This window comes from Bacillus sp. 22190 (genome assembly GCF_052045575.1).
Classification (GTDB): Bacteria; Bacillota; Bacilli; order Bacillales; family Bacillaceae; genus Bacillus; species Bacillus altitudinis.
Genome location: NZ_JBQEPF010000013.1, coordinates 38,431 through 62,578 on the forward strand (window position 1 = coordinate 38,431; position 24,148 = coordinate 62,578).

Annotated in this window: 23 protein-coding genes and 4 tRNA genes; 10 read left to right on the plus strand and 17 right to left on the minus strand. The window is 41.2% G+C overall.

Going from position 1 to position 24,148, the window contains the following annotated elements:
* Nucleotides 1-169 precede the first annotated feature (169 nt).
* The 4 genes from ACTJKA_RS15480 to ACTJKA_RS15495 form a co-directional block, all read right to left on the minus strand.
* A tRNA-Phe gene (locus tag ACTJKA_RS15480) sits at nucleotides 170-242 on the minus strand.
* 26 nt (nucleotides 243-268) lie between these two features.
* Nucleotides 269-345 (minus strand) — tRNA-Asp (locus ACTJKA_RS15485).
* Between the two features lie 81 nt (nucleotides 346-426).
* Nucleotides 427-498 (minus strand) — tRNA-Glu (locus ACTJKA_RS15490).
* A 6-nt stretch (nucleotides 499-504) separates the two neighbouring features.
* A tRNA-Lys gene (locus ACTJKA_RS15495) sits at nucleotides 505-580 on the minus strand.
* Nucleotides 581-914: 334 nt separating this feature from the next.
* On the opposite strand from ACTJKA_RS15495, the gene ACTJKA_RS15500 reads away from it, so the two are divergent.
* The gene (locus ACTJKA_RS15500) at nucleotides 915-1,439 is read left to right on the plus strand and encodes a peroxiredoxin family protein (protein ID WP_079919806.1); all 525 of its coding nucleotides are present in this window, start codon (nucleotides 915-917) and stop codon (nucleotides 1,437-1,439) included.
* A gap of 29 nt (nucleotides 1,440-1,468) precedes the next feature.
* On the opposite strand, the gene ACTJKA_RS15505 is transcribed toward ACTJKA_RS15500, so the two are convergent.
* The 4 genes from ACTJKA_RS15505 to ACTJKA_RS15520 all read right to left on the minus strand — a co-directional run bounded on the left by ACTJKA_RS15505 (nucleotide 1,469) and on the right by ACTJKA_RS15520 (nucleotide 5,073).
* Nucleotides 1,469-1,678: a hypothetical protein gene (locus ACTJKA_RS15505; RefSeq protein ID WP_017368446.1), complete on the minus strand. Its 210-nt coding sequence runs from the start codon at nucleotides 1,676-1,678 to the stop codon at nucleotides 1,469-1,471.
* A gap of 14 nt (nucleotides 1,679-1,692) precedes the next feature.
* Entirely contained in the window at nucleotides 1,693-2,826 is a 1,134-nt protein-coding gene (locus tag ACTJKA_RS15510; protein ID WP_322536141.1) for a DUF418 domain-containing protein, read from the minus strand.
* Between the two features lie 132 nt (nucleotides 2,827-2,958).
* A complete protein-coding gene (locus ACTJKA_RS15515) occupies nucleotides 2,959-4,254 on the minus strand; it encodes an adenylosuccinate synthase (RefSeq protein WP_007497400.1) in 1,296 nt (431 codons plus the stop codon).
* Nucleotides 4,255-4,470: 216 nt separating this feature from the next.
* Nucleotides 4,471-5,073, minus strand: a complete 603-nt coding sequence (locus tag ACTJKA_RS15520; protein WP_282706817.1) for a TetR/AcrR family transcriptional regulator — start codon at nucleotides 5,071-5,073, stop codon at nucleotides 4,471-4,473.
* A 116-nt stretch (nucleotides 5,074-5,189) separates the two neighbouring features.
* Between ACTJKA_RS15520 and ACTJKA_RS15525 the strand changes: the two genes are divergently transcribed.
* Nucleotides 5,190-6,395: a cytochrome P450 gene (locus ACTJKA_RS15525; protein ID WP_017368448.1), complete on the plus strand. Its 1,206-nt coding sequence runs from the start codon at nucleotides 5,190-5,192 to the stop codon at nucleotides 6,393-6,395.
* 32 nt (nucleotides 6,396-6,427) lie between these two features.
* Here the strand turns inward: ACTJKA_RS15525 and ACTJKA_RS15530 are convergent, their stop codons facing one another.
* From ACTJKA_RS15530 to ACTJKA_RS15540, 3 genes are all read right to left on the minus strand, one after another.
* Nucleotides 6,428-6,841: a VOC family protein gene (locus ACTJKA_RS15530; RefSeq protein WP_017359894.1), complete on the minus strand. Its 414-nt coding sequence runs from the start codon at nucleotides 6,839-6,841 to the stop codon at nucleotides 6,428-6,430.
* A gap of 130 nt (nucleotides 6,842-6,971) precedes the next feature.
* Complete coding sequence (dnaB, locus tag ACTJKA_RS15535; protein WP_003214779.1) at nucleotides 6,972-8,336, minus strand: replicative DNA helicase; 1,365 nt, start codon at nucleotides 8,334-8,336, stop codon at nucleotides 6,972-6,974.
* 282 nt (nucleotides 8,337-8,618) lie between these two features.
* Nucleotides 8,619-9,575: a DUF4885 family protein gene (locus tag ACTJKA_RS15540; protein WP_440607833.1), complete on the minus strand. Its 957-nt coding sequence runs from the start codon at nucleotides 9,573-9,575 to the stop codon at nucleotides 8,619-8,621.
* Nucleotides 9,576-9,684: 109 nt separating this feature from the next.
* Between ACTJKA_RS15540 and ACTJKA_RS15545 the strand changes: the two genes are divergently transcribed.
* From ACTJKA_RS15545 to ACTJKA_RS15575, 7 genes are all read left to right on the plus strand, one after another.
* Nucleotides 9,685-10,542, plus strand: coding sequence for a hypothetical protein (locus tag ACTJKA_RS15545; RefSeq protein ID WP_008347513.1), 858 nt, complete (start codon nucleotides 9,685-9,687; stop codon nucleotides 10,540-10,542).
* 499 nt (nucleotides 10,543-11,041) lie between these two features.
* Nucleotides 11,042-11,923 carry an alpha/beta hydrolase gene (locus ACTJKA_RS15550; RefSeq protein WP_035390120.1) on the plus strand — a complete coding sequence of 294 codons (882 nt, stop codon included), beginning with the start codon at nucleotides 11,042-11,044 and terminating at the stop codon, nucleotides 11,921-11,923.
* Between the two features lie 209 nt (nucleotides 11,924-12,132).
* Nucleotides 12,133-13,758 carry an AraC family transcriptional regulator gene (locus ACTJKA_RS15555; RefSeq protein ID WP_440607834.1) on the plus strand — a complete coding sequence of 542 codons (1,626 nt, stop codon included), beginning with the start codon at nucleotides 12,133-12,135 and terminating at the stop codon, nucleotides 13,756-13,758.
* A 98-nt stretch (nucleotides 13,759-13,856) separates the two neighbouring features.
* Nucleotides 13,857-14,822 carry an iron-hydroxamate ABC transporter substrate-binding protein gene (locus ACTJKA_RS15560; protein ID WP_017359887.1) on the plus strand — a complete coding sequence of 322 codons (966 nt, stop codon included), beginning with the start codon at nucleotides 13,857-13,859 and terminating at the stop codon, nucleotides 14,820-14,822.
* 89 nt (nucleotides 14,823-14,911) lie between these two features.
* A complete protein-coding gene (locus tag ACTJKA_RS15565; RefSeq protein ID WP_440607835.1) occupies nucleotides 14,912-15,700 on the plus strand; it encodes an alpha/beta hydrolase in 789 nt (262 codons plus the stop codon).
* 18 nt (nucleotides 15,701-15,718) lie between these two features.
* On the plus strand, nucleotides 15,719-15,862 hold the full coding sequence (locus ACTJKA_RS15570) for a YycC family protein (RefSeq protein WP_008347524.1): 144 nt from the start codon (nucleotides 15,719-15,721) through the stop codon (nucleotides 15,860-15,862).
* Between the two features lie 22 nt (nucleotides 15,863-15,884).
* On the plus strand, nucleotides 15,885-17,099 hold the full coding sequence (locus tag ACTJKA_RS15575; protein WP_440607836.1) for a CynX/NimT family MFS transporter: 1,215 nt from the start codon (nucleotides 15,885-15,887) through the stop codon (nucleotides 17,097-17,099).
* Between the two features lie 40 nt (nucleotides 17,100-17,139).
* Here the strand turns inward: ACTJKA_RS15575 and rplI are convergent, their stop codons facing one another.
* The 3 genes from rplI to ACTJKA_RS15590 are packed head-to-tail and all read right to left on the minus strand — an operon-like array spanning nucleotide 17,140 to nucleotide 20,533.
* Nucleotides 17,140-17,589, minus strand: coding sequence for a 50S ribosomal protein L9 (rplI, locus tag ACTJKA_RS15580; protein ID WP_007497423.1), 450 nt, complete (start codon nucleotides 17,587-17,589; stop codon nucleotides 17,140-17,142).
* Nucleotides 17,586-19,565 (minus strand): DHH family phosphoesterase, encoded by a 1,980-nt coding sequence (locus tag ACTJKA_RS15585; RefSeq protein ID WP_017359884.1) that lies wholly within the window; start codon nucleotides 19,563-19,565, stop codon nucleotides 17,586-17,588. Before ACTJKA_RS15585 ends, rplI begins: the two co-directional genes overlap by 4 nt.
* Before the next feature lie 20 nt (nucleotides 19,566-19,585).
* Nucleotides 19,586-20,533 (minus strand): YybS family protein, encoded by a 948-nt coding sequence (locus tag ACTJKA_RS15590; protein ID WP_368774782.1) that lies wholly within the window; start codon nucleotides 20,531-20,533, stop codon nucleotides 19,586-19,588.
* A 303-nt stretch (nucleotides 20,534-20,836) separates the two neighbouring features.
* Here ACTJKA_RS15590 and ACTJKA_RS15595 point away from each other — a divergent pair, with 303 nt between their 5' ends.
* Nucleotides 20,837-21,766 carry a manganese-dependent inorganic pyrophosphatase gene (locus ACTJKA_RS15595; RefSeq protein WP_072368165.1) on the plus strand — a complete coding sequence of 310 codons (930 nt, stop codon included), beginning with the start codon at nucleotides 20,837-20,839 and terminating at the stop codon, nucleotides 21,764-21,766.
* A 44-nt stretch (nucleotides 21,767-21,810) separates the two neighbouring features.
* Here ACTJKA_RS15595 and ACTJKA_RS15600 read toward each other — a convergent pair whose 3' ends face one another.
* The 3 genes from ACTJKA_RS15600 to ACTJKA_RS15610 form a co-directional block, all read right to left on the minus strand.
* Entirely contained in the window at nucleotides 21,811-22,668 is an 858-nt protein-coding gene (locus tag ACTJKA_RS15600; protein WP_440607837.1) for a DUF3298 domain-containing protein, read from the minus strand.
* Nucleotides 22,669-23,163, minus strand: coding sequence for an RNA polymerase sigma factor (locus tag ACTJKA_RS15605; RefSeq protein WP_007497431.1), 495 nt, complete (start codon nucleotides 23,161-23,163; stop codon nucleotides 22,669-22,671).
* A gap of 149 nt (nucleotides 23,164-23,312) precedes the next feature.
* Nucleotides 23,313-23,972, minus strand: coding sequence for a hypothetical protein (locus ACTJKA_RS15610; RefSeq protein ID WP_113767275.1), 660 nt, complete (start codon nucleotides 23,970-23,972; stop codon nucleotides 23,313-23,315).
* Nucleotides 23,973-24,148 lie beyond the last annotated feature (176 nt).

Here is a 24,148-nt window from a genome sequence, read left to right on the forward strand (position 1 = left end):
ATTTGATGACTTTTCCCTTTTTTATTGAAACTTTCCCAGTCACCAAACGTCTATATACATGTAACGTCTTCTTCTTATGGAGCCGGGCCCTACCTAGGTCCGGCTTCTCCCTTTTTATGCCTTCTTTTCATAATAAAAACGCACCTGCGATTGCAGATGCGTTTGGAAGTGGCTCGGGACGGAATCGAACCGCCGACACACGGATTTTCAGTCCGTTGCTCTACCAACTGAGCTACCGAGCCATCATCAAAAGATGAATATGTATAAATGGCGGTCCGGACGGGACTCGAACCCGCGACCTCCTGCGTGACAGGCAGGCATTCTAACCAACTGAACTACCGGACCTCAGTAACTTGCCCGAAAAAGCAATCGTGGTGCTCCTTCAAGCAAGTGAGGAAAAATTAGCTTAACGCTAAAGTAAATCAATGACCCGTACGGGATTCGAACCCGTGTTACCGCCGTGAAAGGGCGGTGTCTTAACCGCTTGACCAACGGGCCAAAACATGGTGAGCCATGAAGGACTCGAACCTTCGACCCTCTGATTAAAAGTCAGATGCTCTACCAACTGAGCTAATGGCTCTCGGTTTGTGAAAAGTAATTCTGAAGAAGTTGTACTGCGTCAAACCAATCGCTTTAAAAAAGCTGGAACATCGCATTTTAACAAGTTTCAGAGACCTTTGCAACAACGAGATTTATAATATCATAGAGTAATTACATATGGCAATACGTTTTTCGACATTTTTTTAAAAAAAGTGTCGGATTTGATATCTTCTGTTAAACCGCCTAATTCTGCAAGCGCCTTCATTCAATCATTGGCTACTGCCCAATCCAGCACACAGAAACGTTTGATTCCGACCAATATTGGTTATACAAGAAACAAACAGCATGGTGATTGAAAAAGGAGGAAGCATAGGATGAGTTCATTTAAATTAGGAGATAAAATGCCCGATTTTTCACTGCCAACAGTGCAGGGCGATCACATTGAGTTTTACAAACATTTAGAGGAGCATCAAAGCTGGCACCTCATCGTTTTCTTTAGAGGATCATGGTGCCCAGTATGTGTCGAGGAATTAAAAGAGCTGGAAAAACAGCAATCCTATTTTCAAGACAAGGATATTCACTTAATGACGATTTCAACGGATAACGCTGAAGACTTGAAAGAATTTGCAGACAAAGAGGGACTTTCTTTCCCCATCATGTCTGACCAAAACCTCACATCATTGAAAGCCTATGAAGTCTTCTATCACGGGGAAGATGCCCCATACGAAGACCACGGGGTGCACGGAGAACCTGCCTATTTCTTATTAAATGAAAAAGGCCAAGTCCTCTATCAGCAAAGACAAACAAGTCCATTTGGCAGACCACATGCCAACGAACTGCGCAAAATCATTCAATACATTCGTAAAAATTTAAAAGGCCAATATAAAAGCCTGAAGTAAGGAAAAAGCCCTCGTGATGAGGGCTTTTTTTATGAACGCCTTTTATTATATAGCCAATCTGCGGTGAAAAAAACAAAGAGACCCGCCATGAGAATGATAAAAGTGACAGGTGGTTTATTACCCTGGAAATACATGTACAGCGCATGTCCTCCTAATGCGAGAAGATAAAAGACAAATGCTGTTACAGCTGCTTTATGTGTATTCGCTTGTTCTCTTTTCGTCATTTTTTTAAAAAACATTGTGTCTATCCCCTTTATGATGCTTTTTTCATCGTCACCCGGCGAAGTGCCCGTGAACGAATATATTCCATTGGCCCGATTCCCCAGACGTTTAAGCAGCATGCTGAAATGGCGATTTGCAGCAGAGAGATCAACAACCATGATAAGACGATAAGGGGGGCGTTGATTTGACCGCCAAGACCCAATCCCCAGCTGTAAAAAAGAAGCGAGCAGATGACATTTTGCAGGATATAGCAGCTAAGCGCCATTTTCCCTACATATTCAAACCAAGTCCACATGAACCATGACTCCGTGCGTGCTAGAAGCTTCGCCACGACAGCAATATAGAAAATAGAGAGGAATGGCGAAAACACATAGCGCACCACGAATTCCACTATGTCATTTGGTACAAAGACGAGCGCATTCAGCGGCAGTCCAATCCACAAACCCATTCGGAACAATGTTTTCCGCAGAGTTTGCCCACGCTCATTTGCATAAAATACACCGGCTCTCATCATCCGCACACCTAATAAAAACAAAAAGGTATTCATTGGGATAATAAAGATTGCTTCTTCTCGGTACATCAAAAAGTGCTGTAATCGGTCTTGAACTTGAGATATCCATGTCTCCGGCAGTTGTTCTTCGTACGCTGGTTCACTGCTCTCGCCATAGGATTCATTTTCCAATTCAGAGAAAGAAAATACAACGAGAAAAGCCGTCACCAACAAATGAATGACACCCGAGACAATCATGCCTTTTTTGATGCGCCGACTTCCTCCACGGACAATAAACGCCACAAGCAAACCCGTGATGGCGTAACTCATGAGCACATCATATTCCATCACTAGCGCAAAATGGACAAAGCCTTCAATAAATAAAAATAAAAGAATCCATAAATATGTACCCGGCCAAGTCATATTTTTTCTTTTCGCCTGCTGGTATTTCAGCTCTAGCCCTACGCCAAACATGATTGTGAGCAGCGATAGCATTTTGCCATAAACGAACATAGAGACAAGACTTTCAAGAAAACTGCCATTTTCATATTCATCCGCAATCTGATCTGTCGCAAAGGTATCCCCTGCGTATGCAAAAAACCAGACGTTTGTACCCAATGTACCTAATATCGCAAAACCTCGTAAAATATCTAATAATCGTATTCTTTCTTTCACTAGAACGCTCCTTCCCTTTTATACAGTTATCATATTTTGGTAATATCGGGAAGTCAGTTCCGTAGAAATTAAGGAATATTTAAACAAAAAAAACACCAGTAAAATGTGTAATTTTACTGGTGTCTGATCAGTCTATAATGATGGACGGTACACGCTGCGGACAACGTTCGTTTGGGAACGGTCTGGTCCGACTGAGAAAATAGAAAGTGGAATACCTGTTAATTGTGAAATGCGCTCTAAGTAATGACGGGCATTTGCAGGCAGTTCACTTAAATTCTTCACGCCTGTAATATCCTCTGTCCAACCTGGCATTTCTTCGTAGACAGGTTCACATTTCGCTAATTCATTTAGACTTGCTGGGAATTCTTCAGTGATTTCTCCGTTCAATTTATAAGCAACACAGATTTTCAATTTCTCAATCCCTGTTAGTACATCGATGGAGTTAAGAGATAAATCTGTAATTCCGCTCACACGGCGCGCATGACGGACAACAACACTGTCAAACCAACCAACACGGCGCGGGCGGCCAGTTGTCGTACCGTATTCACGGCCAACTTCACGGATTTGATCGCCAATTTCATCATGGAGTTCTGTCGGGAATGGGCCATCACCTACACGAGTTGTGTAAGCTTTTGATACGCCGACCACATGTTGAATTTTCGTAGGACCTACACCAGAACCAATCGTCACGCCTCCAGCCACTGGGTTAGATGACGTCACGAACGGATATGTCCCTTGATCGATATCAAGCATAACGCCTTGTGCCCCTTCAAAAAGAACACGGCGGCCTTCATCTAGAGCATCGTTCAATACAACAGATGTGTCCACGACATATTTTTTCACTTGCTGACCATATTCATAATACTCATCTAAAATATCTTCAATTTTGAAGCCTTCTGTGTCGTACATTTTCTCTAAAAGACGATTTTTCTCTTCTAGATTACGGGCAAGCTTCTCTTCAAATACTTCACGATCTAATAAATCTGCGATACGGATTCCGACGCGGGCAGCTTTGTCCATATAAGCTGGTCCGATTCCTTTTTTCGTCGTACCGATCTTGTTAGCCCCTTTCCGCTCTTCTTCTACCTCGTCCAATTTTAAGTGATAAGGCAGAATGACATGGGCTCTATTGCTGATTCTGAGGTTATCTGTACTCACATTCCGTTCGTGAAGATACGCAAGCTCAGTGACCAACGCTTTAGGATCAACCACCATTCCATTACCGATGACACAAGTTTTCTCTTTGTAAAAAATACCGGACGGAATGAGGTGTAGCTTGTAAGTCACTCCATCAAATTTGATTGTGTGACCTGCATTGTTTCCCCCTTGATAACGGGCAATCACCTCTGCATTTTCTGAAAGGAAATCGGTAATTTTCCCTTTCCCTTCGTCACCCCACTGCGTACCTACTACGACTACTGAAGACATATCGTGCACCTCCGTTAACCTTTCAAAACGTTATCTCTTTCAAACACATTTATTTTATCAATGGACAATGAAAAAGTCAACGTGAAATCCGAACATTAATATCTTGAAATCAAATTTTGTTCGTTTTACATGTGAGGAAAAGCGCTTTAATTGCTCATTCTACGCTTAAACAAGGAGATTTCGATCAAAATTACTGTTTTTCTCATTTCCGTTTGTTCAGTGATTTTCAATCAATTGAATCATCGAACTTGCCATAAAGTCGGGTGAGTATGGTCTACCTTTTCTCAGCCACCACTCAGCTGTTCCAACATAAGCAGAAATGACAAATTGCTTCTGCATCTCGAGAGGAACGTGTTGTGGATCAGGTGTTGAACCTGTGACTTCTTCTAGCCCCAAAGTAAAACTTTCTTCAAAAAAAGCACTGGCCGTCTGATGAATATTAAGCTCTCTTCCCCTTTTCAAGAGAATCTGATACTCCTCTTCATGTTCCTGCAAATGCTGATAAAAGCGATAAATATACACATATGCTGCATGATCGCTCTTCCACTCACTTTCATGTACAGGAGCAAAAATAGCGGTTTTCATGACATCAAACATCTCATCCATGACCTGCTGAGCTAAGTCAAACTTATCCTCATAATGCTGATAGAAGGTGGTGCGATGGATTCCTGCCTTGTTCGTCAAATCTTGTACAGAAATCTTCCCCCATTCCTTCTCCTTTAATAACTGAAATAACGCTTTTCTTAATTGTTGCTTTGATTCAGTTGTGCGCTTATCCCCTCTGTAGCAGTCCGCCACAAGCCGCTCTCCCCTTCCCATTTTCTTCAACAGATTTCTCTTTTCTGTTGGTTGAATCCTTTCTCCTGATGAATTACCTTTAAATCTAACACAGTGAAAAAAAGGAATCATCTGACAACCCATAAGGAGTGATGATCATGGAAACAACAACACCTAGTGCCGTTCAGAAAGCGTTATTAAGAGGGAAAAATAAGCAGGACCCGTATCACCCATTTGATTGGTACGCCAAAATGCGTCAAGAATCCCCTGTTCATTTTGATGAACACAGCCAAACATGGAGTGTCTTCACCTATGAAGAAGCAAAGCGCGTCACCATCGATAAAGATACCTTTTCTAGTCAACCTCCTCAAGACCACCGGAAACATTCACTGATGAAAACAATGGTCATGATGGACCCGCCAAAACATACACGAATCCGTTCCATTGTGAGCAAAGCCTTTACACCCCGGGTGATGAAATTGTGGGAACCACGCATTCAAGAGTTAATGGATGATCTCATTGCACAAATAGAAGGTAAGGAAGAGATTGATCTTGTTCAAGACATCTCCTATCCGCTTCCTGTCATAGTCATTGCAGAGCTTTTAGGTGTGCCAACAGAACATAAACAATCCTTTAAAGAATGGTCCGATATTCTCGTCAGCATGCCTAAAAGTGAACATGAAAAAGATGTCGTTGAATGGCAAAAAACACGGGATCAAAGCGAAGCGGACATGATGGCGTTTTTTGCTGACATCATTGAAGAGAAGCGGCAGAACCTTAGTGAGGATTTGATTTCGCTTTTAATCCAAGCGGAGGAAGATGGAGATAAGCTGTCCGCAGACGAATTAATTCCTTTCTGCAATCTTCTCCTGTTAGCAGGCAACGAAACGACCACCAACCTGATCTCCAATATGATCTTTAGTTTGTTAGAAAATCCGGGGTCGTATGAAGCGCTCGCTCAATCACCTGACCTCATTCCTCGAGCTGTGGAGGAGGCTGTCCGTTTTCGTGCCCCTGCGCCTACCATCGTCCGGTATGTCACAGAAGACACCGAACTTGGAGGAAAAGTCTTGAAAAAGGGAGACAGTGTGATTGTCTTTCTTGCTTCTGCGAACCGGGATGAGCGTCAATTTCCAAACGCACATGAGTACGATATACACAGGCACCCTAATCCCCATATTGGCTTTGGCCACGGCATTCATTTCTGCCTAGGCGCACCACTTGCTCGCCTGGAAGCCTGCACTGCCATCAAAGCCATACAGTCACGATATGAATCACTAGAGCTTCTCTCTTACGTCCCAATGACAAGCAGCGGTATGTATGGACTAAAAGCACTGAAGCTCCGTGTCACGCCTCGTTGCTAACAAAAAAGGCTCCCACAAGATGGGAGTCTTTCTTAATCAGGTGTAATTCCTTCTGTATTCATGAGCACCACTCGATATCCATCTGGATCTTCAATCGTCACGCCTCCTCGATCCCAGTACGGGTTCGTAGAGGTGACATGCCGTCCGCCAAATGCGATCAGTCTCTTTTTCATCTGCTGAAATTCCTCTTCATCCGGAATATAGAATACAAGCAGCTGCTCTGGGTGGGGAACAGGCAAGCTTTCGTCTTCTTCATGTTTGGTGATTTCCAGATGAACATGCTGGTGAGGAAGCCCAAGCATGACCCCATCATACCCTTCATGCTGATCAAATGAGCCTATTCGTTTCAGCCCTAAACCTTCTTCATAAAAAGAAACAACCTCTTTCATGTTGACGGTCGGACGTGCGATGCGTAATTGAGCGGCTTCGAATTGTTGAAACTTCATCAGTCATCACTCCTTTTCTCTCCCTTTAGTATACGCTCTCTTTTTCTCCCACTCCTCCTCATTTCGACTGTTTTTCAGTCATTCTTTCGATGTAGATGGATCAAAAAAGCCCAGCTTCTTGAGCTGGGCTTTAAGCACCGGGCGGAACACCCGCATCGTCAAATCTTCTCTCTAAGTTGACGAATTTGTTATATTCTTTCACGAAAGCCAGTGATACCGTTCCAACTGGACCGTTACGCTGTTTCGCAATAATAATTTCAATAATGTTCTTATTCTCTGATTCTTTGTCATAGTAATCATCACGATAAAGGAACGCCACAATATCGGCATCCTGCTCAATACTTCCTGATTCACGAATATCAGACATCATCGGACGTTTGTCCTGACGCTGCTCTACCCCACGAGAAAGCTGTGATAAGGCAATGACCGGCACTTCAAGTTCTCTTGCTAGTGACTTTAAAGCCCTAGAAATTTCAGATACCTCTTGCTGACGGTTATCGCTTGATCGTCCACTCCCTTGGATGAGCTGTAAGTAGTCAATCAGGATCATACCAAGCCCGTTTTCTTGCTTCAAACGGCGGCATTTCGAGCGAATCTCACTTACTCTAATACCAGGTGTATCATCAATGAAAATCCCACTGTTTGATAGCGAACCCATCGCCATTGTCAGCTTACCCCAGTCCTCTTCTGTGAGATTACCGGTTCTTAGGTTTTGTGCATTGATATTTCCCTCGGCACAAAGCATACGCATGACCAGCTGCTCAGCGCCCATCTCTAAACTAAAGATGGCGACACTTTCATCTGTCTTGGTCGCAACGTTTTGTGCAATATTTAACGCGAAGGCTGTTTTCCCTACGGACGGACGAGCCGCTACAATAATCAAGTCATTTCGCTGGAAGCCAGCTGTCATCCGGTCAAGCTCTGAGAAACCCGTTGGAATCCCAGTGATATCACCTTTTCGATTATGAAGCTGTTCAATATTATCATATGTCTGAACAAGAACGTCTTTAATGTTTTGGAAAGCTCCTGAGTTTTTACGCTGAGCCACTTCCATAATGGTTTTTTCAGCATCACTCAATAGATCTTCTACTTCATCCTCACGCGTATATCCATCTTGTGCAATGGTTGTCGCTGTACGGATCAGACGTCTTAAAATGGATTTTTCTTCCACGATTTTTGCATAATATTCAATGTTTGCGGCAGTTGGGACAGAGTTCGCAATATCGGTTAAATACGAAATCCCGCCTACCTCTTCTAGTAAGTCTGTATTGGCAAGTTCTGATGTCACCGTGACAAGGTCAACCGGTTCCCCTCTATCACCAAGTACAAGCATCGCATTGTAAATCTTTTGATGCGACATTCTATAGAAATCCTCTGGAATTAATACTTCAGAAGCGAGCGTTAGCGCAGATGGTTCTAAAAAAACAGCACCTAATACGGCCTGCTCGGCTTCTATATTTTGCGGCGGCAGCCGGTCATCGAGAAGTTCCGTCATGCCAAGCACCGTCCTTTCATAAAAAAATACGCTACTCATCATTTTAACATTTTCATCAATAAAAAAGTGAAAAACATCAACTATAGTCAAAATTACCATGTCGATGTTTTGTTGAACAGCGAAACAACACACTTCAAATAGAAAAGACTCTGTAACATAAATTGTTATAGAGTCCTTTGTATCGCTAATGGAATTTGTAGCTGTTGTTCACACATGTGATCGATACTCCAACATGGCATGAACACGCACATGATCAAACCTTGCAAATATCAGGTGCGTTTTTTAATCTATCGTTTTCTTAACTCCATAATTCACCTGTTGCCCAATGTCTTGTAAGGAGCCATTTTGATAACTAATAGATAACACCAAATCGGGAATAGAATCATACCCGTTCTTCGCTAAGTCAAAGAGCTGTGCACCATAATGTGATGCAGCAATGCGGGCATTTTCTGCTGTGTATGGGTTTTTCAGAAGTTCTTCTTTGTAGATATCAAAAATGTTCGCTCCGGTATCCGTTACAAATTGACCGTTTACAATGCTTAAATCTTTTAAATTGTAGCCTGTCACCGTTTTAATTTGATTGACAAGGTGGAACTTTGCAAGTGAATCCGGCGTGAATTGAGTCGAATCATCATTTCTACTTTTCATAATATGGAAAAATAGTTCTCTTGTATTGTTGCTTGTATTTAATATGTCTTCTATTTGTTTGATCAGTGATTCATCAGTTGATCCACTCACCACTAATTTGAAATGATTTGGGTCAATGGTAAAAGTTAAATTGGCGTTTTTAGGAATGTTCAAACCATTGGTAGAAAACAAAGCTTGCAGTTGTTCGTTCACCTTTTGACGATTCAATAGTTTCTTTTCTACACTTTCTTGGGTAGGGTCGTACCGATTTTCATTACGGAAGGCGGCATCATTAAAATTATAATACCCTCCTCTCCCATGGTTAGCCCAACCAATTTCCATAGAGTAAGCAGCATCTCTTTCTGGTTTGGTTAGGTCACTTCTGAAATAAGGAGAGTATGGATTTCGATACTTATCAAATATATGACCATGAGGATCTTTGAATCGTTTGTTTTGTTCATTTATTTTTTCGTATTTTTCATCTAATATTTTCATCCGTCTATCAGATTCGGTCATCACTTCATTTGTACTTTTAATAGCTGATTGACCTTTAGAATCTATTTGGTTCAGATTGTTCGAAGAACTGGCTGTATATGACGTATTAATATTCATTTTGATTCTCCTTTTTTAAGAAAATAGTGATTATTAAATATATCGGCAATTCAGTTAAAATTTGTTAGTTTAATGTCGATATAGTAATTATTACAAGTAGGGTTAATATATGACAAATACTATCTTTAAACGTTTATTATTACCAGCATTATTATTGGCGCTTGTTACTAGTTTTTTTGCACCTAAGTCAGCGGAAGCAGCAATTACCGGGAATAACAGTCCTAACACTGCAAGTTCAATGGGATATTGGAAAAATAGTCGTTCAGACACGACAATCTTACCTGAAGGTGAAAATGAAGCGTATTATCAGTTTACGATCAATAAAGGTGAAAGAGTTTATGTCAGAAGTTCGTATAATAAGCAATATACTGGGATGAAAATCGAGGTTTATAACTCAAAATATTCTGATGCGAAAACAGAAGTAATTAATCCTGATTCAGTAACACCCTTTATTTTTGCAAATACTGGTGACGTGACTTCAACTTCAGAAACTTATTTTGTGAAAGTAACCCGTGGTACATATACCGGAGACATGTATTTTTCTGTTTCCATTCAAGATCGTATCAAATCTGGAAATGGGACATTCAATTTTACGGGGACGGCTACAAACTTGGGGAATTCTTCTTTAAATTTTTTAGGGGTTGATTCTTCTGTCATTACAATGGATTTAACGAACAATTCTTCTATTCCTAAAAGTGCAATTGTCAAATCGATTACGACAACTAGCACTCAAACACCCAACCAAGGGAATGTCACACACAAACTAATGGCTAGTGATAGTAACATTTGGTATCAATCACTTTTCTCCTCTGCAACAAGTGGTTCTTATCGTATATCTCTGGATGATCAATTAAGAGTCGCTCAAAAATGGAGCTTTAAGTACAACGCAAAAGCTACCGCGAGATCTACTATGAGCAATGTCAAAGCCGATATCCGTTACGAATATGATGTCACAGATGGATTTTAAGTGAATGATGTTAACAGATATGTACACCAATATGATCAAAAAGTAAGGGCACATCCCTTACTTTTTTTATTGCCTCATTTTTGATGTTATATGTTATTTCGCCACTTTTAAAACAGCCCCTCCTCTTTCAACACGCTCTCTAGCAGAACCCCGACTGACCATTTCATTTTGTTATGAATGAAAATGTTAAAAAGAAGAGTAGTGTATTTTTGTATGAAAGGACGGTGCTTGGTATGGCAGAACTTCTCGATGACCGGCTGCCGACGCAAAATATAGAAGCAGAGCAGGCCGCACCAATGAATTGGGCAAAATTAACATTTATATAACTTTATGAACATTTGACTTTATAATTAATAACTATTATTATTTGGTGTGCTCACATGATAATTGAGAATCATTTTCATTTGAAGTTTTCAAGTAATACTCTCATCCAACCAATATTCACAAGTCTGCTTTTATCACCATATGAGGATCATTTTGAGGAAGGGAATTTTTATATATGTTGAAACACCCTGAAGGAATGGGTACTGAGAATTCACTTTTCGGAGAAAGCCGCCCCTTTTTTATACCTGGGACGGAGCAACTGGATATCACAGCACACCCATACAGACTTTTTATATTTAAACCGAATGCTACTCCTCCAGCGGCTGGTTTTCCAGTCATGTACGTACTTGATGGAAATTCGCTTTTTGGCACAATGGTCGAAGCCATTCGTTTACAGTCAAGAAGACCTGAAAAAACAGGAATCATACCTGCAATCATTGTTGGAATTGGCTATCAAACAGAAGAATCCTATCATCCGCTTAGGCATTATGATCTCACTCTTACCGCCCCTGATGCTTCCATTGGGAGGAAAAGAAAGGACTTCTCCAACCATACATATGGCGGCGCTTCTACTTTCTTTTCTTTTTTAGAAATGACGGTAAAGCCCTATATCGAACAACGCTTTCCGATCAACCAAAGTCGTCAAACACTGTTTGGGCATTCTCTTGGCGGTCTTTTTGTATTACACACACTATTTGAGCACCCTGATGCTTATCAGACATATATTGCAGGGAGCCCTTCTATCCACTGGAACAAAAAATTATTTCTAGAAAAAGAACACCAATTCACCAACTATATACGTCAGGTGCCTATGGATGTCAGGCTGCTTGTAGGTGTAGGTGAGTTAGAAAAACATCATCCATGTCAAATGAATGATCATGCCAATTCACTAGCAAATCGTATGTTGCCTTTATCGTCATACGGCTTGCATACTGCCTATCACGAGTTCCCTGAAGAAGGACATACGTCCGTTTTGCCGGTGCTGATGAATTATGCTTTTCGTTTTGCACTCTATCATGATGATCCTTTAACAACCACAGACATGAAAAAAAGCTAGTGAACACACGAAATATAGTGATCTATCTCAAAAGATTGCCCTTATCACAGGCGCAGGACGGACAACGAATGCAAGTATTTCTCTATACCCTACGCACCCTGATCTCCATCAGGGTGCTTTTTTGACAGAATAAACACACCATTTTCCAGCTCTTTCTGATACAATTCAATTGAGAATGTTTATCAATTAATAAGAGATCAGGTGGTTTTATGGGAAACAATCATCAATTATGTACAAAGGTAAATGCTGAACAATGCATTTATCGATTAACATATACTGAAAAAATAAATAATGCAGATCTTCCACATACGGAGCAGCAGTTGTCAGATACTTTCTGCCTCCTCTTTAACATAAGCGGCAGCGGTTTACTTACATTGAATGATCAAAGATGGCGATTGAAAAATCTGACACTCTATACGATGATGCCTAGGGAAACATTTATGTTGAAAACAGAGCCTTATCAAAAACACGAGCTCTACCTGTTTCGCTTTCAGATGTACACGCCGCAAGGTCAAAACATAGAAGAAGTATCAACTGAACAAGCCCGATCTTTACTGAATGTATGGCAATTTATCGATATTAGCTCGATTGAACACATTCATTCTTTACTGTCCGACATGACAGCAAAATGGCAAAAACCTGAATCCATTAGCTTTTTTAGAAGCCAAACCCTTTTTCAACAGCTCATCCTGCAGCTTTTCACACTGCATAAAGAAGACATTTGTGACACAACACATGCCCTTTTCAAAACAAAACAATATATCGATCAACATTCCGAAGAACCTCTCAGCCTTACAAGTCTATCTCATATGGCTGGTATCAGCGCCAATCATTACAGCGAGCTATTTAAAAAGCATTTTGATGTGAGTGTCACTGATTATATCACCAAGAAAAGACTGGCTAGAGCCAAACAGTTCATGGCAAAAGGTCATGCAAAGCTCAAAGACATTGCACAGGCCATCGGCTATCAAGACCCCTATTACTTTAGCCGCATCTTTAAGAAAAAAACGGGTATCACTCCTTCTGCTTATATGAAAAGCCGTCAACGGAAAATGGCTGCTTATGGTCATTCCATACTCGGGCAGCTCACACCCATTCATATCATCCCATATGCTGCCCCTCTTCACCCTAAATGGACAGCACATGATTTTGAGCATTATGCAGAAGAAATTCCGATTCATCTGAGTGCACATCGTATCTACGAGCACGCTGAAGCCAATTTACAGCAATTGAAGGAAGCACAACCTGAGCTGATCATTGCCAATGATCATGTGACAGAGGAAGAAAAACAAGTGTTGAAAACCATCTGTCCTGTTCACTTTGTTCCATTCACACAATTGGATTGGCGCGCTCAATTCAGACAAACAGCTCTGTTCTTAAACGAAACGAGGGAAGCAGAAGAATGGCTCCTTCATTACGAAGAACTCGTCATTCAAGCGAAAAAGGCATGCCTTATTGATCATCCACCAAGAACCGTCCTGCCTCTTCGTATCTTTCAAGATCAGCTCTACTTATCTGTCAATCGTACTATGGCAGAAGTAATTTTTCATGACATTGGCCTTCTACCAGCTTTTCAGAATGATGGACAGCTAATAGAAAAAAAAATCAGCATTCACTCTATACAGCAGTTAGACCCCGATGCCATCTTCCTCTTGTTGCATAAAGAACCAAAAACCATTGCTTTTTATCAAAAGTTAAAGCAACAGGAGGCTTGGCAAAATCTCAAGGCTGTGACGCAACAAGCCGTCTATCCACTCGCTTCTGACCCTTGGCGTGAATACACAGCAGCCAGTCATCAACGAGTCATTCAGGACCTTTTATCTTTTTTTCCGTAAAAAGTCCATCACTAGACAGATCATTGTCTATGGATAAAAGGACGAATGACTACTACAATCTTTAATTGAGAACAATTATCAGTTAAAGGAGAAAATAAATGAAAAAATGGTTCGCATTGCTTATCCTTTGTATCATGACGATCACCGCAGCAGCCTGTGGTGCTGCAGAAAATAAACCGGCTTCAAACACAACCAAAAGCAAGTCAGCTGAAGCAGCAGAAACAAACATCAAATATTTAGATCAAACGTACAAACTCAAAACACCAGTGAAAAGAGTCGTCATTGCTGGAAGCCTAGAATCGATGGAAGATGCAAAACTACTTGGTATCGAGCCTATTGGTGCTTCTACTGTCGGCGGCACTTTCCCTGAATTATTTAAAGACATTACAGCAAAAACAGAAGGCATTGGGGAAAAAACAGAACCGAACCTAGAAAAAATCTTAAAACTAAAACCAGACGTGATACTCGGATCAACCAAGTTCCCGCCTGCAACAATTAAAAAACTAGATAAAGTTCAAACGACGATCCCAGTATCACATGTCTCTTCCGACTGGGAAAGCAACCTTTTATTACTCGGTGAACTGACTGGAAAAAGTGAAGAAGCGAAAAGCATCATTTCTGATTATCAGAAAGATCTCAAACAAGCGAAAGAAACCCTGAAAGACAAAAGCAACAACAAAACAGCTGTCATTTTACGCATTAGACAGGGCGACCTGTACGTGTACCCTGAAGACGTATACTTCAACTCTACTTTATATGGGGACTTAGGATTTACAGCACCAAGTGATATCAAAAAAGCCAAAGCACAAGCAATGATTTCATTGGAACGCCTAGGTGAACTCAATCCTGATTATATCTTTGTTCAGTTCTCCCAAGAGGAAAACTCATCGAATCCAAATGCATTGAAGGACTTAGAGGGAAATAAAATTTGGAACAGCCTAAAAGCTGTGAAAAATGGGCACATCAATGAAAATGTCGTTGATCCTATGCTTCAGGGAGGAACAGCACTAAGCAAAACCACCTTCCTTGATCAGGCTGTCAAATGGCTAGATCAAACCAACTAAAAAGATGCGCATCTTGACAAAGGGCTAAACATTTTAGCCCTTTGTTCTTCTTTTCAGCGAAGCTTGAAAACTTGAAGGAGAGAATATACATGAACGGAACGTTTCTATATGACGAATTGAACGGGCGGCAGCTTGATATTTACCTTCCACGAGACACCTCTATTGATGTTCCAGCTGTCTTTGTACAAGATGGCTCTTCTTTGTTTAGAACCCACCTGCTAGAGATCGAAAGCATGATTGAAGCCAAAACCATCTCGCCAATCATCATCGTCGGTATACACCCCTTCAATCGACTTGACGAATATACACCTTGGAAGGCATCATCACTGCATTCTGGATTCCCTGACTTTAAAGGTGAGGCACAGACATATGTGTCATTTTTAGCAAATGACTTGCTTCCATATATCAAAAGAGAATACCCAGTCAAACAGACCGGTCATGAACATAGCCACGTAGGTGCTTCATTAGGTGGACTCTTTGCTATTTATACCTTATTCATGTACCCTGCTCTTTTTAAAAACATCGCATCTATCTCTGGGTCATTTTGGTATCAAGATTTTCTACCGTTTGCTAAACAACAAAGCATTCAGTCTGTGGACCACCTTGTCTATTTGTCTGTAGGCAGTGAAGAAGGGAAAGGCAAAACATCTGTCCAACAGCACATGCCTTTATTCAACAAACAACTCCATGATCTTTTATTACAGAAAGGGATGCAGGAACGAAAGCTTCACTTTCACCTTGAACAAGGAGAGGGCCACCATCTGAAACAATTTCAAAAAAATTTCTTATCGGCCATCAAGTGGTTTTATAAAAGAAAACCCAAATTTTTTATCAGCAAGTCACAAAGTCGATATGGTATATTGGAACGTATAGATTGAAAGAGGAGGGATTTGCGCATGAGACCTTTACAAATCTCAGCCGATACCGCACAAAAGCTTGCTGCATCACTCAATGTACCGTTAGAGCAAATCATGCATATGCCGCAGCACATCTTATTAGCTAAATTAGCGGAGCTTGAACAGAAGAAAGATCGTTCTTAAAGAAATAAAGGAGTTTACATTCATGGAACAACAACTAGAAAAATCAACATTTCATCCCCGCAGTACAGGGCAAACCATTTTGCTGATTGCTGGGATTTTACTCATTGCCTTTAACCTGAGGCCAGCCATTACGTCTGTTGGTCCTGTGATCGGTGCCATTCGTTCTGATTTACAGCTTTCAAATGGACTTGCTGGTTTCCTCACGACATTACCACTGCTCTCATTCGCATTGCTATCTCCCATTGCACCTAAAATCGGAAAACGTCTTGGGAATGAACGAACACTTTGGCTTGGGCTTGCTGTCCTGCTCTTTGGGATTGTCATTCGTTCATTTGGCAGCATCACCTTTTTAATGATAGGAACGGCGCTAGTCGGCGTCGGGATTGCGATTTGTAATGTGCTTTTACCTGGACTTGTGAAACATAAATTCCCTGCACATGCTGGATTAATGACAAGCGTGTATACGACATCGATGTCCGTTTTTGCTGCACTTGCATCTGGTGTCAGCGTTCCGCTCAGTCATGCAATGCCTGGCGGCTGGAATACATCATTCCTTGTCTGGGCCGGACTTGCCCTTCTTGCGATGATGGTGTGGGCGCCGCAGCTTCTTCATCAGAACACAGCGGCTGTCAAAAGCATTTCGCTCAAAGAGCAGCCAATATGGCGTTCACGTGTCGCATGGCAGGTGACCTTTTTTATGGGCTTGCAATCATTCCTTTTCTACAGCAGTATCGCATGGTTTCCTGATATTTTGACATCACATGGCATGAACCTAGCGACAGCGGGATGGATGCTATCCATTATGCAGTTCACTGGTCTGCCATCGACCTTCTTAACGCCCGTTTTTGCAGAAAAATTAAAAACGCAAAGACCGCTTGTCGTCGGCCTTGTCCTTGTGTATTTACTCGGCATGATTGGTATCCTCCTCGGAGGGTCGACGCCTATTCTTGTCATCTCTGTGCTATTCATCGGCGTCGGACAAGGGGCCAGTATCAGTCTTGCCCTCACATTTATCGGATTACGAACAACCAATATGGAACAAGCAGCTGCCCTTTCTGGAATGGCGCAGTCACTCGGTTATTTATTAGCCGCTGTTGGTCCATTCATGATCGGTATCCTTTTTGATGTGACACATACATGGACGCCATCTATTATCATCTTTATCATCGTTCTATTTTTCATGTTTTTATCCGGTATGCGTGCTGGACGAAGCGTCTATATTTCAGATCCATCATAAACAAAGAACCCGTCTCACGAGGAGACGGGTTCTTTTCTGTTTATGCTTGTTCTGTGACGTGCACCTTTAATGTTGCTTGTACTTCTGGGTGAAGCTTCACCGGTACATTTGTGTATCCTAACGCACGAATGGCATCATTCAACTCGATTTTACGCTTATCGAGTTTGATTTGATGTTCTTTTTGCAATTTATCAGCGATCTGTTTGCTTGTAATCGAACCAAATAGACGACCGCCTTCACCTGATTTAGCAGTGAGTTCCACTGTCAGCGCCTCAAGTGTTTCTTTTAATTGTTTCGCTTGCTCAAGCTCTTGGATGGCATTCTTTTTCTCTTTGTTTTTCTGCCCTTCCAATGCACTTAGGTTCGTTGGAGTTGCTTCAACAGCTAACCCTTGTTTGATGAGAAAGTTGTGAGCGTATCCGTCAGCTACATTTTTGACTTCGCCTTTTTTCCCTTTGCCTTTTACGTCTTTTAGAAAGATGACTTTCATCTTTGAACCCCTCCTTCGAAATATTCGTCTATGGCAGCTTTTAACTTCTCTACCGCTTCTTCAATGGTTATACCATAAATCTGGGTCGCAGCGTTAGTTAAATGACCGCCGCCATCTAATGCTTCCATAATGATTTGAACGTTGATATCCCCTAACGATCTTGCACTAATACAGACCGTATCGTCATCTCGCCTTGCGACAGCAAATGATGCTTCAACCTCACTCATCGACAAGAGAGAATCAGCCGTCTGTGCGATCGTAATTTGATCATAATACTCAGACCTGTCAGACGGCAAGGAAGCAATCGCTACCTGATTTTGATACAGCTCTGTATGCTGAATGAGCTTTGCCCGTTTGATGTAATGATCGACTGTCTCTTTCAAAAACTTTTGCACAAGGACAGGATCTGCCCCTTTTGCACGAAGGTAGGATGCTGCATCGAACGTTCTTGACCCCGTTCTGAGGGAGAAACTCTTCGTATCCACGATGATCCCAGCAAGAAGTGCTGTGGCTTCAATCATGTTAATCCGCAATTTCTTCGGCTGATACTCTAACAGCTCTGTCACAAGTTCTGCTGTAGATGAAGCATACGGCTCCATATAGACAAGTAAAGGATCACGGATAAATTCCTCACCACGTCTATGGTGGTCAATGACAACGACGTTTTCGATCTTATTTAGCAGTCGTTCTTCCATCACAAGCGACGGTTTATGTGTATCTACGACCACAAGCAATGTGTCATCCTTTGCAAGCTCCATCGCTTCCTCAGGCGTGATAAAACGGGACCAAAGTTCTTCATAATTTTTAATTTCACTAATTAAGCGTTGAACGCTATCCCCAATCTGGTTGGCATCAATGACGATGTAACCTTCTTTTCCATTCGCCTGAGCAACCTTTAAAATCCCGATCGAGGCACCGATAGAATCCATGTCGGGGAACTTATGCCCCATGATCATGACATTACCGCTTTCAGATACAATTTCTTTTAAAGCATGTGAAATGACCCGTGCGCGTACTCGTGTCCGTTTTTCCATTGGATTGGTTTTCCCACCGTAGAATTTCACTTTCCCATTCGGCTGTTTAATCGCTACCTGATCTCCGCCCCGTCCGAGGGCAAGGTCAAGACTCGACTGCGCAAGTGCGCCAAGTTCTTTTAAAGAAGGAACAGACGCACCGATTCCAATACTAAGGGTAAGCGTGGCGCTATGTGCCCCTGTTTTCTCACGAACCTCGTCTAAAATGGAAAACTTCGACGCTTCAAGCTCTGCTAAGATGCTCTCGTTTAATACCGCCATAAATCGTTCAGATGAAATTCTTTTTAGGAAAATGCCATATTCTTGTGCCCAATTGTTTAACAGCGATGTGACTTCACTATTAATCGCGCTGCGCACCTGATCATCGAGACCTTGTGTGACATCATCATAATTGTCTAAAAAGATATAAGATAACACCGTTCGTTCATTTTCATACTGTCTTTCAATCTGCACTTGTTCCGTGACATCAAAGAAATATAAAAGGCGCTCTGACCGTTTAATAATGACTTTGAATTTCCGGTCATTCAGCGTCACATTTTCTGTCTCAACCTCTTGTTTAATAAGAGGCACAATGGATTCAAATGTATCATACAAGGATCTGCCGACAAGTGTGCTTTCATGGAAGCACGAAGCGAGAAATGGATTGGTCCATTCGATATAATACTGGTCATTAAACAGCATAATACCAATTGGCATCTCCATTAATGCTTCTTCTCCAACCTTTTTGACTCGATAGGATAATGTTGAAATATATGAATCAATCTCTTTTTGCACCTGCGTATCTGCCCACTTTAAAAAGTAGAGCACACCCGCAAGGACTAAAAGACCAACCGCTCCTATGATCCAATTAAAATAAAGGTTGAGGAGGACTGTGATCACCGCAAGAACAATTAACGCGAAGATCGGATACTTGATGACAGGTTTTCGATAGAAGCTTGGCACTGATATCAACTCCTCAACATTCAGAGTGAATTATTTGTTTTTACTTTTTCTCTTAAATCAAAGCCTATGTCAGCAATCCCTATAATACGCACAATCACACCGATTGGCGGAAAGAGAATCGTCAATACGACGGCAAAAATGGGTACCACTTTTGAGATGTTTTTTTCGTGGCAATAATAGAAGATAAAAGAAAAGCCCTGAATAAGCACCAGTATAAATAAAATTTGAAAAGCACTCGTTTGCACGAGCGATAAAAAGCTGCCTTTCTCCGGCTGAATCAGCATCAAAAGCAGTGTGAGTAAATAATACCATACCATGCTTTTTGGCAGTCGCATATCCTTAAATTTCTTAAGAGCTGGCATGTCTGGAACAAACCGTTTAATCAACGGCCGCACAAACCAATGATTGACGAAAGACATGAGCGTGACAAAAATCAAAAGCGCTACAGGTAAAGAATTTAATGCCGTATCCTTCATCTCTCTAAACTGCTTGAGTTGTTTTGCTATCTCCTGATCAGAAGCGCCAGATTGTTTTAAGGTACTCTCTACCATCGGCATGATTTGGTCAATTGATTCCTTTGCGACACCCAGTATATCTACTTGAAACAGCTGGACACTGACAACAAAGTAAATGAGAAAACTGAATAAGTAGATCAGCGCACCCGTAATAATAGCCTGACCTGGCTGCCTCCTGCTGTAGAAAACACCCATACCTACTCCAACAGCAATCAGCATTGGCGCACTTAACAGCCCATTAATAGACCCAATTAAAAAGCTGATCACTATGCCAATAGCGCCAGCCGCAATTCCTTTTTTCAAGCCATGCCTGATTGTATAGAGAATGATCGGAATCGGAGCAGCCATGAAGAAAATAATGGCTAAAAGTGGCACATACAAATAAAACAGCGTCATGACCGCAAAAATACTGATCATGATAGCGCCTTCTACTAACGCTTTTGTTTGTTTCACACCTTCACCTCAATCCAATCATTTTTCTATATCTTGCTCAATGTGTACTTCTATGTATTCGTACGATGTACGCTCCGTCATATCTTGACCCAACCTTTATTTTACCATAGCCGTAAATCGCAAGTAAAATGCAGGCTATTCCAAGAACGTTTCACGTGGAACAACTTAGATCGTCTTGTACATGCAACTTTTCAGACAGCATGTTACAATTTTTTAGATTATTCTTAGCTATAAACCCTGAATTCAAGGTCAAAAGCTGTTAGAATAGAAACATCATCAATAAAAGTAAGAAGGAGAATTCACATGGGAAAAACACTCGTATTCGGACACAAAAACCCTGACACAGACACGATTTGCTCTGCTATCGCTTACGCTGATCTGAAAAACAAAATTGGCGTTCAAGCAGAAGCTGTCAGACTTGGAGAAATCAATGGAGAAACACAATACGCATTAGATTTCTTTAAACAAGAAGCACCTCGTTTCATTGAAACGGCTGCAAACGAAACAAAACAAGTCATTCTTGTCGATCATAACGAATTCCAACAAAGTGTAAGCGATATTGATCAAGTACAAGTGACAGAGGTCATTGACCATCACCGTATTGCCAACTTTGAAACAAGTGAACCTCTTTACTATCGTGCTGAGCCAGTTGGCTGCACAGCAACGATCTTAAACAAAATGTACAAAGAGCACCAAGTCACAATTGAAAAAGAAATCGCTGGTTTGCTTTTGTCTGCGATCATTTCTGATTCCTTGCTATTCAAATCCCCAACATGCACACAGCAGGATGTTGATGCTGCGCATGAGCTGGCAAAAATCGCAGGAGTAGACCCTGAAGTATATGGTTTAGATATGCTGAAAGCAGGAGCTGATCTAAGCCAAAAAACAGTTCAAGAATTAATCACACTGGATGCAAAAGAATTTGCACTAGGAAACAGCAAAGTCGAAATTGCACAAGTTAATACAGTTGATATCGCTGAAGTAACAGCAAGACAAGCTGACATCGAAGCAAAAATCAATGAAGTCATCGCAGCGAAAGGTCTTGATCTATTTGTTTTAGTGATCACAGACATTCTAGAAAATGACTCTCTTGCGCTTGCCCTTGGTACTGAAGCAGCAAAAGTAGAAAAAGCATTTAATGTCACACTTGAAAACAACACTGCTTTACTCAAAGGTGTTGTATCAAGAAAGAAACAAGTCGTGCCTGCACTAACAGACGCACTTTCTTCATAAACTCAAAAAGACTGCTGACACCTTCAGCAGTCTTTTTTCTTCTTTTAATGAATGTACATATCGCTGACGAGAATATCCTTTAGCACGCTTGTTGGAATCGTGAATTCAACTACACCCATGTAACCAGGCGCCACATCATATTCGTTGAAGGAAATCACCAGTTTGCCTTTTGAATTGATATAGAAACTTTGATCTGGCTGAATCTTCTTAAACGGATCAACCGTATCTTGCTTCGTCATCCAGTAAATCTTATTTGAATCCTCTTTCATCTGTTTCTTCATTTGTTCTTTAATATTTTCACTAATCACATCAATATAACGGTCATCTTTAAACAGACTTGGTAATGTAATGAGTACATGGTTTTTCTTATCCACCGTATCATATGTCATTTCCTCTGCCGCAGAAGCCTGAGTCGTCACCTTGTATCGACCTAGTGAAAGAATTTGATCATTATTTGTTCTTACTTCATATCCGCTCTCTACACTCAAATGACCATTTTTATAACCCTTTGTTTCCTTTTCAAAATCTTGATACAGCTTTTTGTTTTCAGCTAAATATTTTTGATTCAGGTTGTCTTGTAATTTTCCGTCCCCAAGCCCTGAAACGTGTGGTGTTTTGAGATCAATATTTGTTCCCTGATCGCTCTTTTTAAATTCTGTGAACGTCACGACTTTCACCAGCTCGCCAATGATAGGTACTTCTGAAATCGCTCTTGCTGCCTGTGGACTAACATTAACAGTTGTGACAAAAAGAGCAGCCGCTGCAACAAGTCCGATGGTCCATTGCTGAAAATGAGGTTTTTTGTTTTTTCTTTTTAACGTTCGTTCAATCATCGCATCATATTCCGGTGGTATAGGGATTTCTAAATATTCATCTTTTAAATGTTCCAAATACTTATCCATTTATATTTCCTCCTGTGATAATTCTACTTTTAAAAGCCGCAACGCCTTATATAATCTTGTTTTAATGGTGTTTTCATTTTCTCCAAGAATATGAGCAATGTCCTCTAGCTTTAAATCCTCAAAGAATCTTAATATAATGATGACCCGATACATCTCCGGCAAATCTTCTATCGCCCGTCTGACATCTTGATCCTCATAGACATCCGATTCACCCTGTGATAAAAATTCCAGCGTGTCATCGTCTGTCACTTGCACACGCTTCTTCTTTCGTAAAAAGTCGAGGGCAGCGTTTACGACGATTTTATAAAACCAGCTATGCATCTTGGTCGCATCCTCTAATCGGTGAACAGATTTGAGTGCTTTATGAATCGCCTCTTGAACGACATCCATCGCATCTTCTGGGTTTTTGACATAGCTATAGGACAATCGATAAAAACTGTGTTTATGCTCCATTACGTAATCCGCAAATTGATCATCAATCTTTCGTTTCTTCATTTTACAAAGAGCTCCTTTATCTTAAATGCGCATCTGTTATTTCTTACATTGGATAGACGCGCACCTGTTAAAAATAGTTTGCGCTCCATTATTTTTTTAACATGTCATCCCATTTACGTTTCTATACAAAAAGAGCGAACCTGACGGGTTCACTCTTTTAAAGTCGTTATTTTTTGATAAACAAATGGTTTGAGTGGTGATAGCGGATGAATGATGGACACTCCTGTTTCCTGCTCCACCTGCTTTGCAGCGTGAACCATCGAGAGCTGCATCACACAAATATCTCCATGCTGCTGCTTCACAGATTGCCTTAACTGTTCCATGATTCGCTCATGGTAGGCTTGTATATCACCGTTCAAGCAAAGATGAAAGACATCCTCTAGCACAACCACTTCTGCCTTCAACTGCTTTCCCCGCTCTTTTACATATGAAGACAGTCGCTTCATCGTTCCTTCTACTGTATCTGGGTTTGAAAACACCAGCTGAAGCGGACCCTCTCGCTCACAAATCTGCTCAAATAACGGCTCATCTATCGGAACAATTGGTTGTTTGAACAGGTGCTGCTGCTCCCCCAAAGCCGCAATGTATTGTGTACACGTTAATAAAACAAGATCAGCCTCTCCTTCTTGCATGAGTCTGTTGATCGCATAGGTTTGCTGCTGCTCAAGATCAAATGCGGGATCTTGTTTGGCTCGTTCCATAAATGATGAATCGACGATGTGATGCAGATCAAATCCTGTGTCATAGAAAGCGTCGTCAATGTAAGAAATATTAGATGGATGTGCGTGAAGGCAGTGTAATCGAATCATTAGGTCCGCTCCTCATAAAAGTTTTCACTCATTATATCAATCCTTGTATGAAATAGGGAGCAACATGACCATATTGTTAGGGAGATATTGAAGGAGGGATTCTACCTTGAAAGAAGATCAACAGCCTACATCATCTTCAGAGTCAGAAGAAACCTTGACGAATCGACAAGGTCACC

What these genes read in the sequence shown, in the direction of transcription:
- ACTJKA_RS15530 (WP_017359894.1), bottom strand. Translation starts at nt 6,841, where the DNA reads ATGAAGTTTCAACAATTCGAAGCCGCTCAATTACGCATCGCACGTCCG.
- dnaB (WP_003214779.1), bottom strand. Translation starts at nt 8,336, where the DNA reads ATGACGGAACTTCTCGATGACCGGCTGCCGCCGCAAAATATAGAAGCC.
- ACTJKA_RS15550 (WP_035390120.1), top strand. Translation starts at nt 11,042, where the DNA reads ATGTTGAAACACCCTGAAGGAATGGGTACTGAGAATTCACTTTTCGGA.
- ACTJKA_RS15515 (WP_007497400.1), bottom strand. Translation starts at nt 4,254, where the DNA reads ATGTCTTCAGTAGTCGTAGTAGGTACGCAGTGGGGTGACGAAGGGAAA.
- ACTJKA_RS15610 (WP_113767275.1), bottom strand. Translation starts at nt 23,972, where the DNA reads ATGATTCGATTACACTGCCTTCACGCACATCCATCTAATATTTCTTAC.
- ACTJKA_RS15595 (WP_072368165.1), top strand. Translation starts at nt 20,837, where the DNA reads ATGGGAAAAACACTCGTATTCGGACACAAAAACCCTGACACAGACACG.
- ACTJKA_RS15600 (WP_440607837.1), bottom strand. Translation starts at nt 22,668, where the DNA reads ATGGATAAGTATTTGGAACATTTAAAAGATGAATATTTAGAAATCCCT.
- ACTJKA_RS15500 (WP_079919806.1), top strand. Translation starts at nt 915, where the DNA reads ATGAGTTCATTTAAATTAGGAGATAAAATGCCCGATTTTTCACTGCCA.
- ACTJKA_RS15560 (WP_017359887.1), top strand. Translation starts at nt 13,857, where the DNA reads ATGAAAAAATGGTTCGCATTGCTTATCCTTTGTATCATGACGATCACC.
- ACTJKA_RS15540 (WP_440607833.1), bottom strand. Translation starts at nt 9,575, where the DNA reads ATGAATATTAATACGTCATATACAGCCAGTTCTTCGAACAATCTGAAC.
- ACTJKA_RS15565 (WP_440607835.1), top strand. Translation starts at nt 14,912, where the DNA reads ATGAACGGAACGTTTCTATATGACGAATTGAACGGGCGGCAGCTTGAT.
- ACTJKA_RS15525 (WP_017368448.1), top strand. Translation starts at nt 5,190, where the DNA reads ATGGAAACAACAACACCTAGTGCCGTTCAGAAAGCGTTATTAAGAGGG.
- ACTJKA_RS15605 (WP_007497431.1), bottom strand. Translation starts at nt 23,163, where the DNA reads ATGAAGAAACGAAAGATTGATGATCAATTTGCGGATTACGTAATGGAG.
- ACTJKA_RS15545 (WP_008347513.1), top strand. Translation starts at nt 9,685, where the DNA reads ATGACAAATACTATCTTTAAACGTTTATTATTACCAGCATTATTATTG.
- ACTJKA_RS15555 (WP_440607834.1), top strand. Translation starts at nt 12,133, where the DNA reads ATGGGAAACAATCATCAATTATGTACAAAGGTAAATGCTGAACAATGC.
- ACTJKA_RS15575 (WP_440607836.1), top strand. Translation starts at nt 15,885, where the DNA reads ATGGAACAACAACTAGAAAAATCAACATTTCATCCCCGCAGTACAGGG.
- ACTJKA_RS15570 (WP_008347524.1), top strand. Translation starts at nt 15,719, where the DNA reads ATGAGACCTTTACAAATCTCAGCCGATACCGCACAAAAGCTTGCTGCA.
- rplI (WP_007497423.1), bottom strand. Translation starts at nt 17,589, where the DNA reads ATGAAAGTCATCTTTCTAAAAGACGTAAAAGGCAAAGGGAAAAAAGGC.
- ACTJKA_RS15505 (WP_017368446.1), bottom strand. Translation starts at nt 1,678, where the DNA reads ATGTTTTTTAAAAAAATGACGAAAAGAGAACAAGCGAATACACATAAA.
- ACTJKA_RS15520 (WP_282706817.1), bottom strand. Translation starts at nt 5,073, where the DNA reads ATGGGAAGGGGAGAGCGGCTTGTGGCGGACTGCTACAGAGGGGATAAG.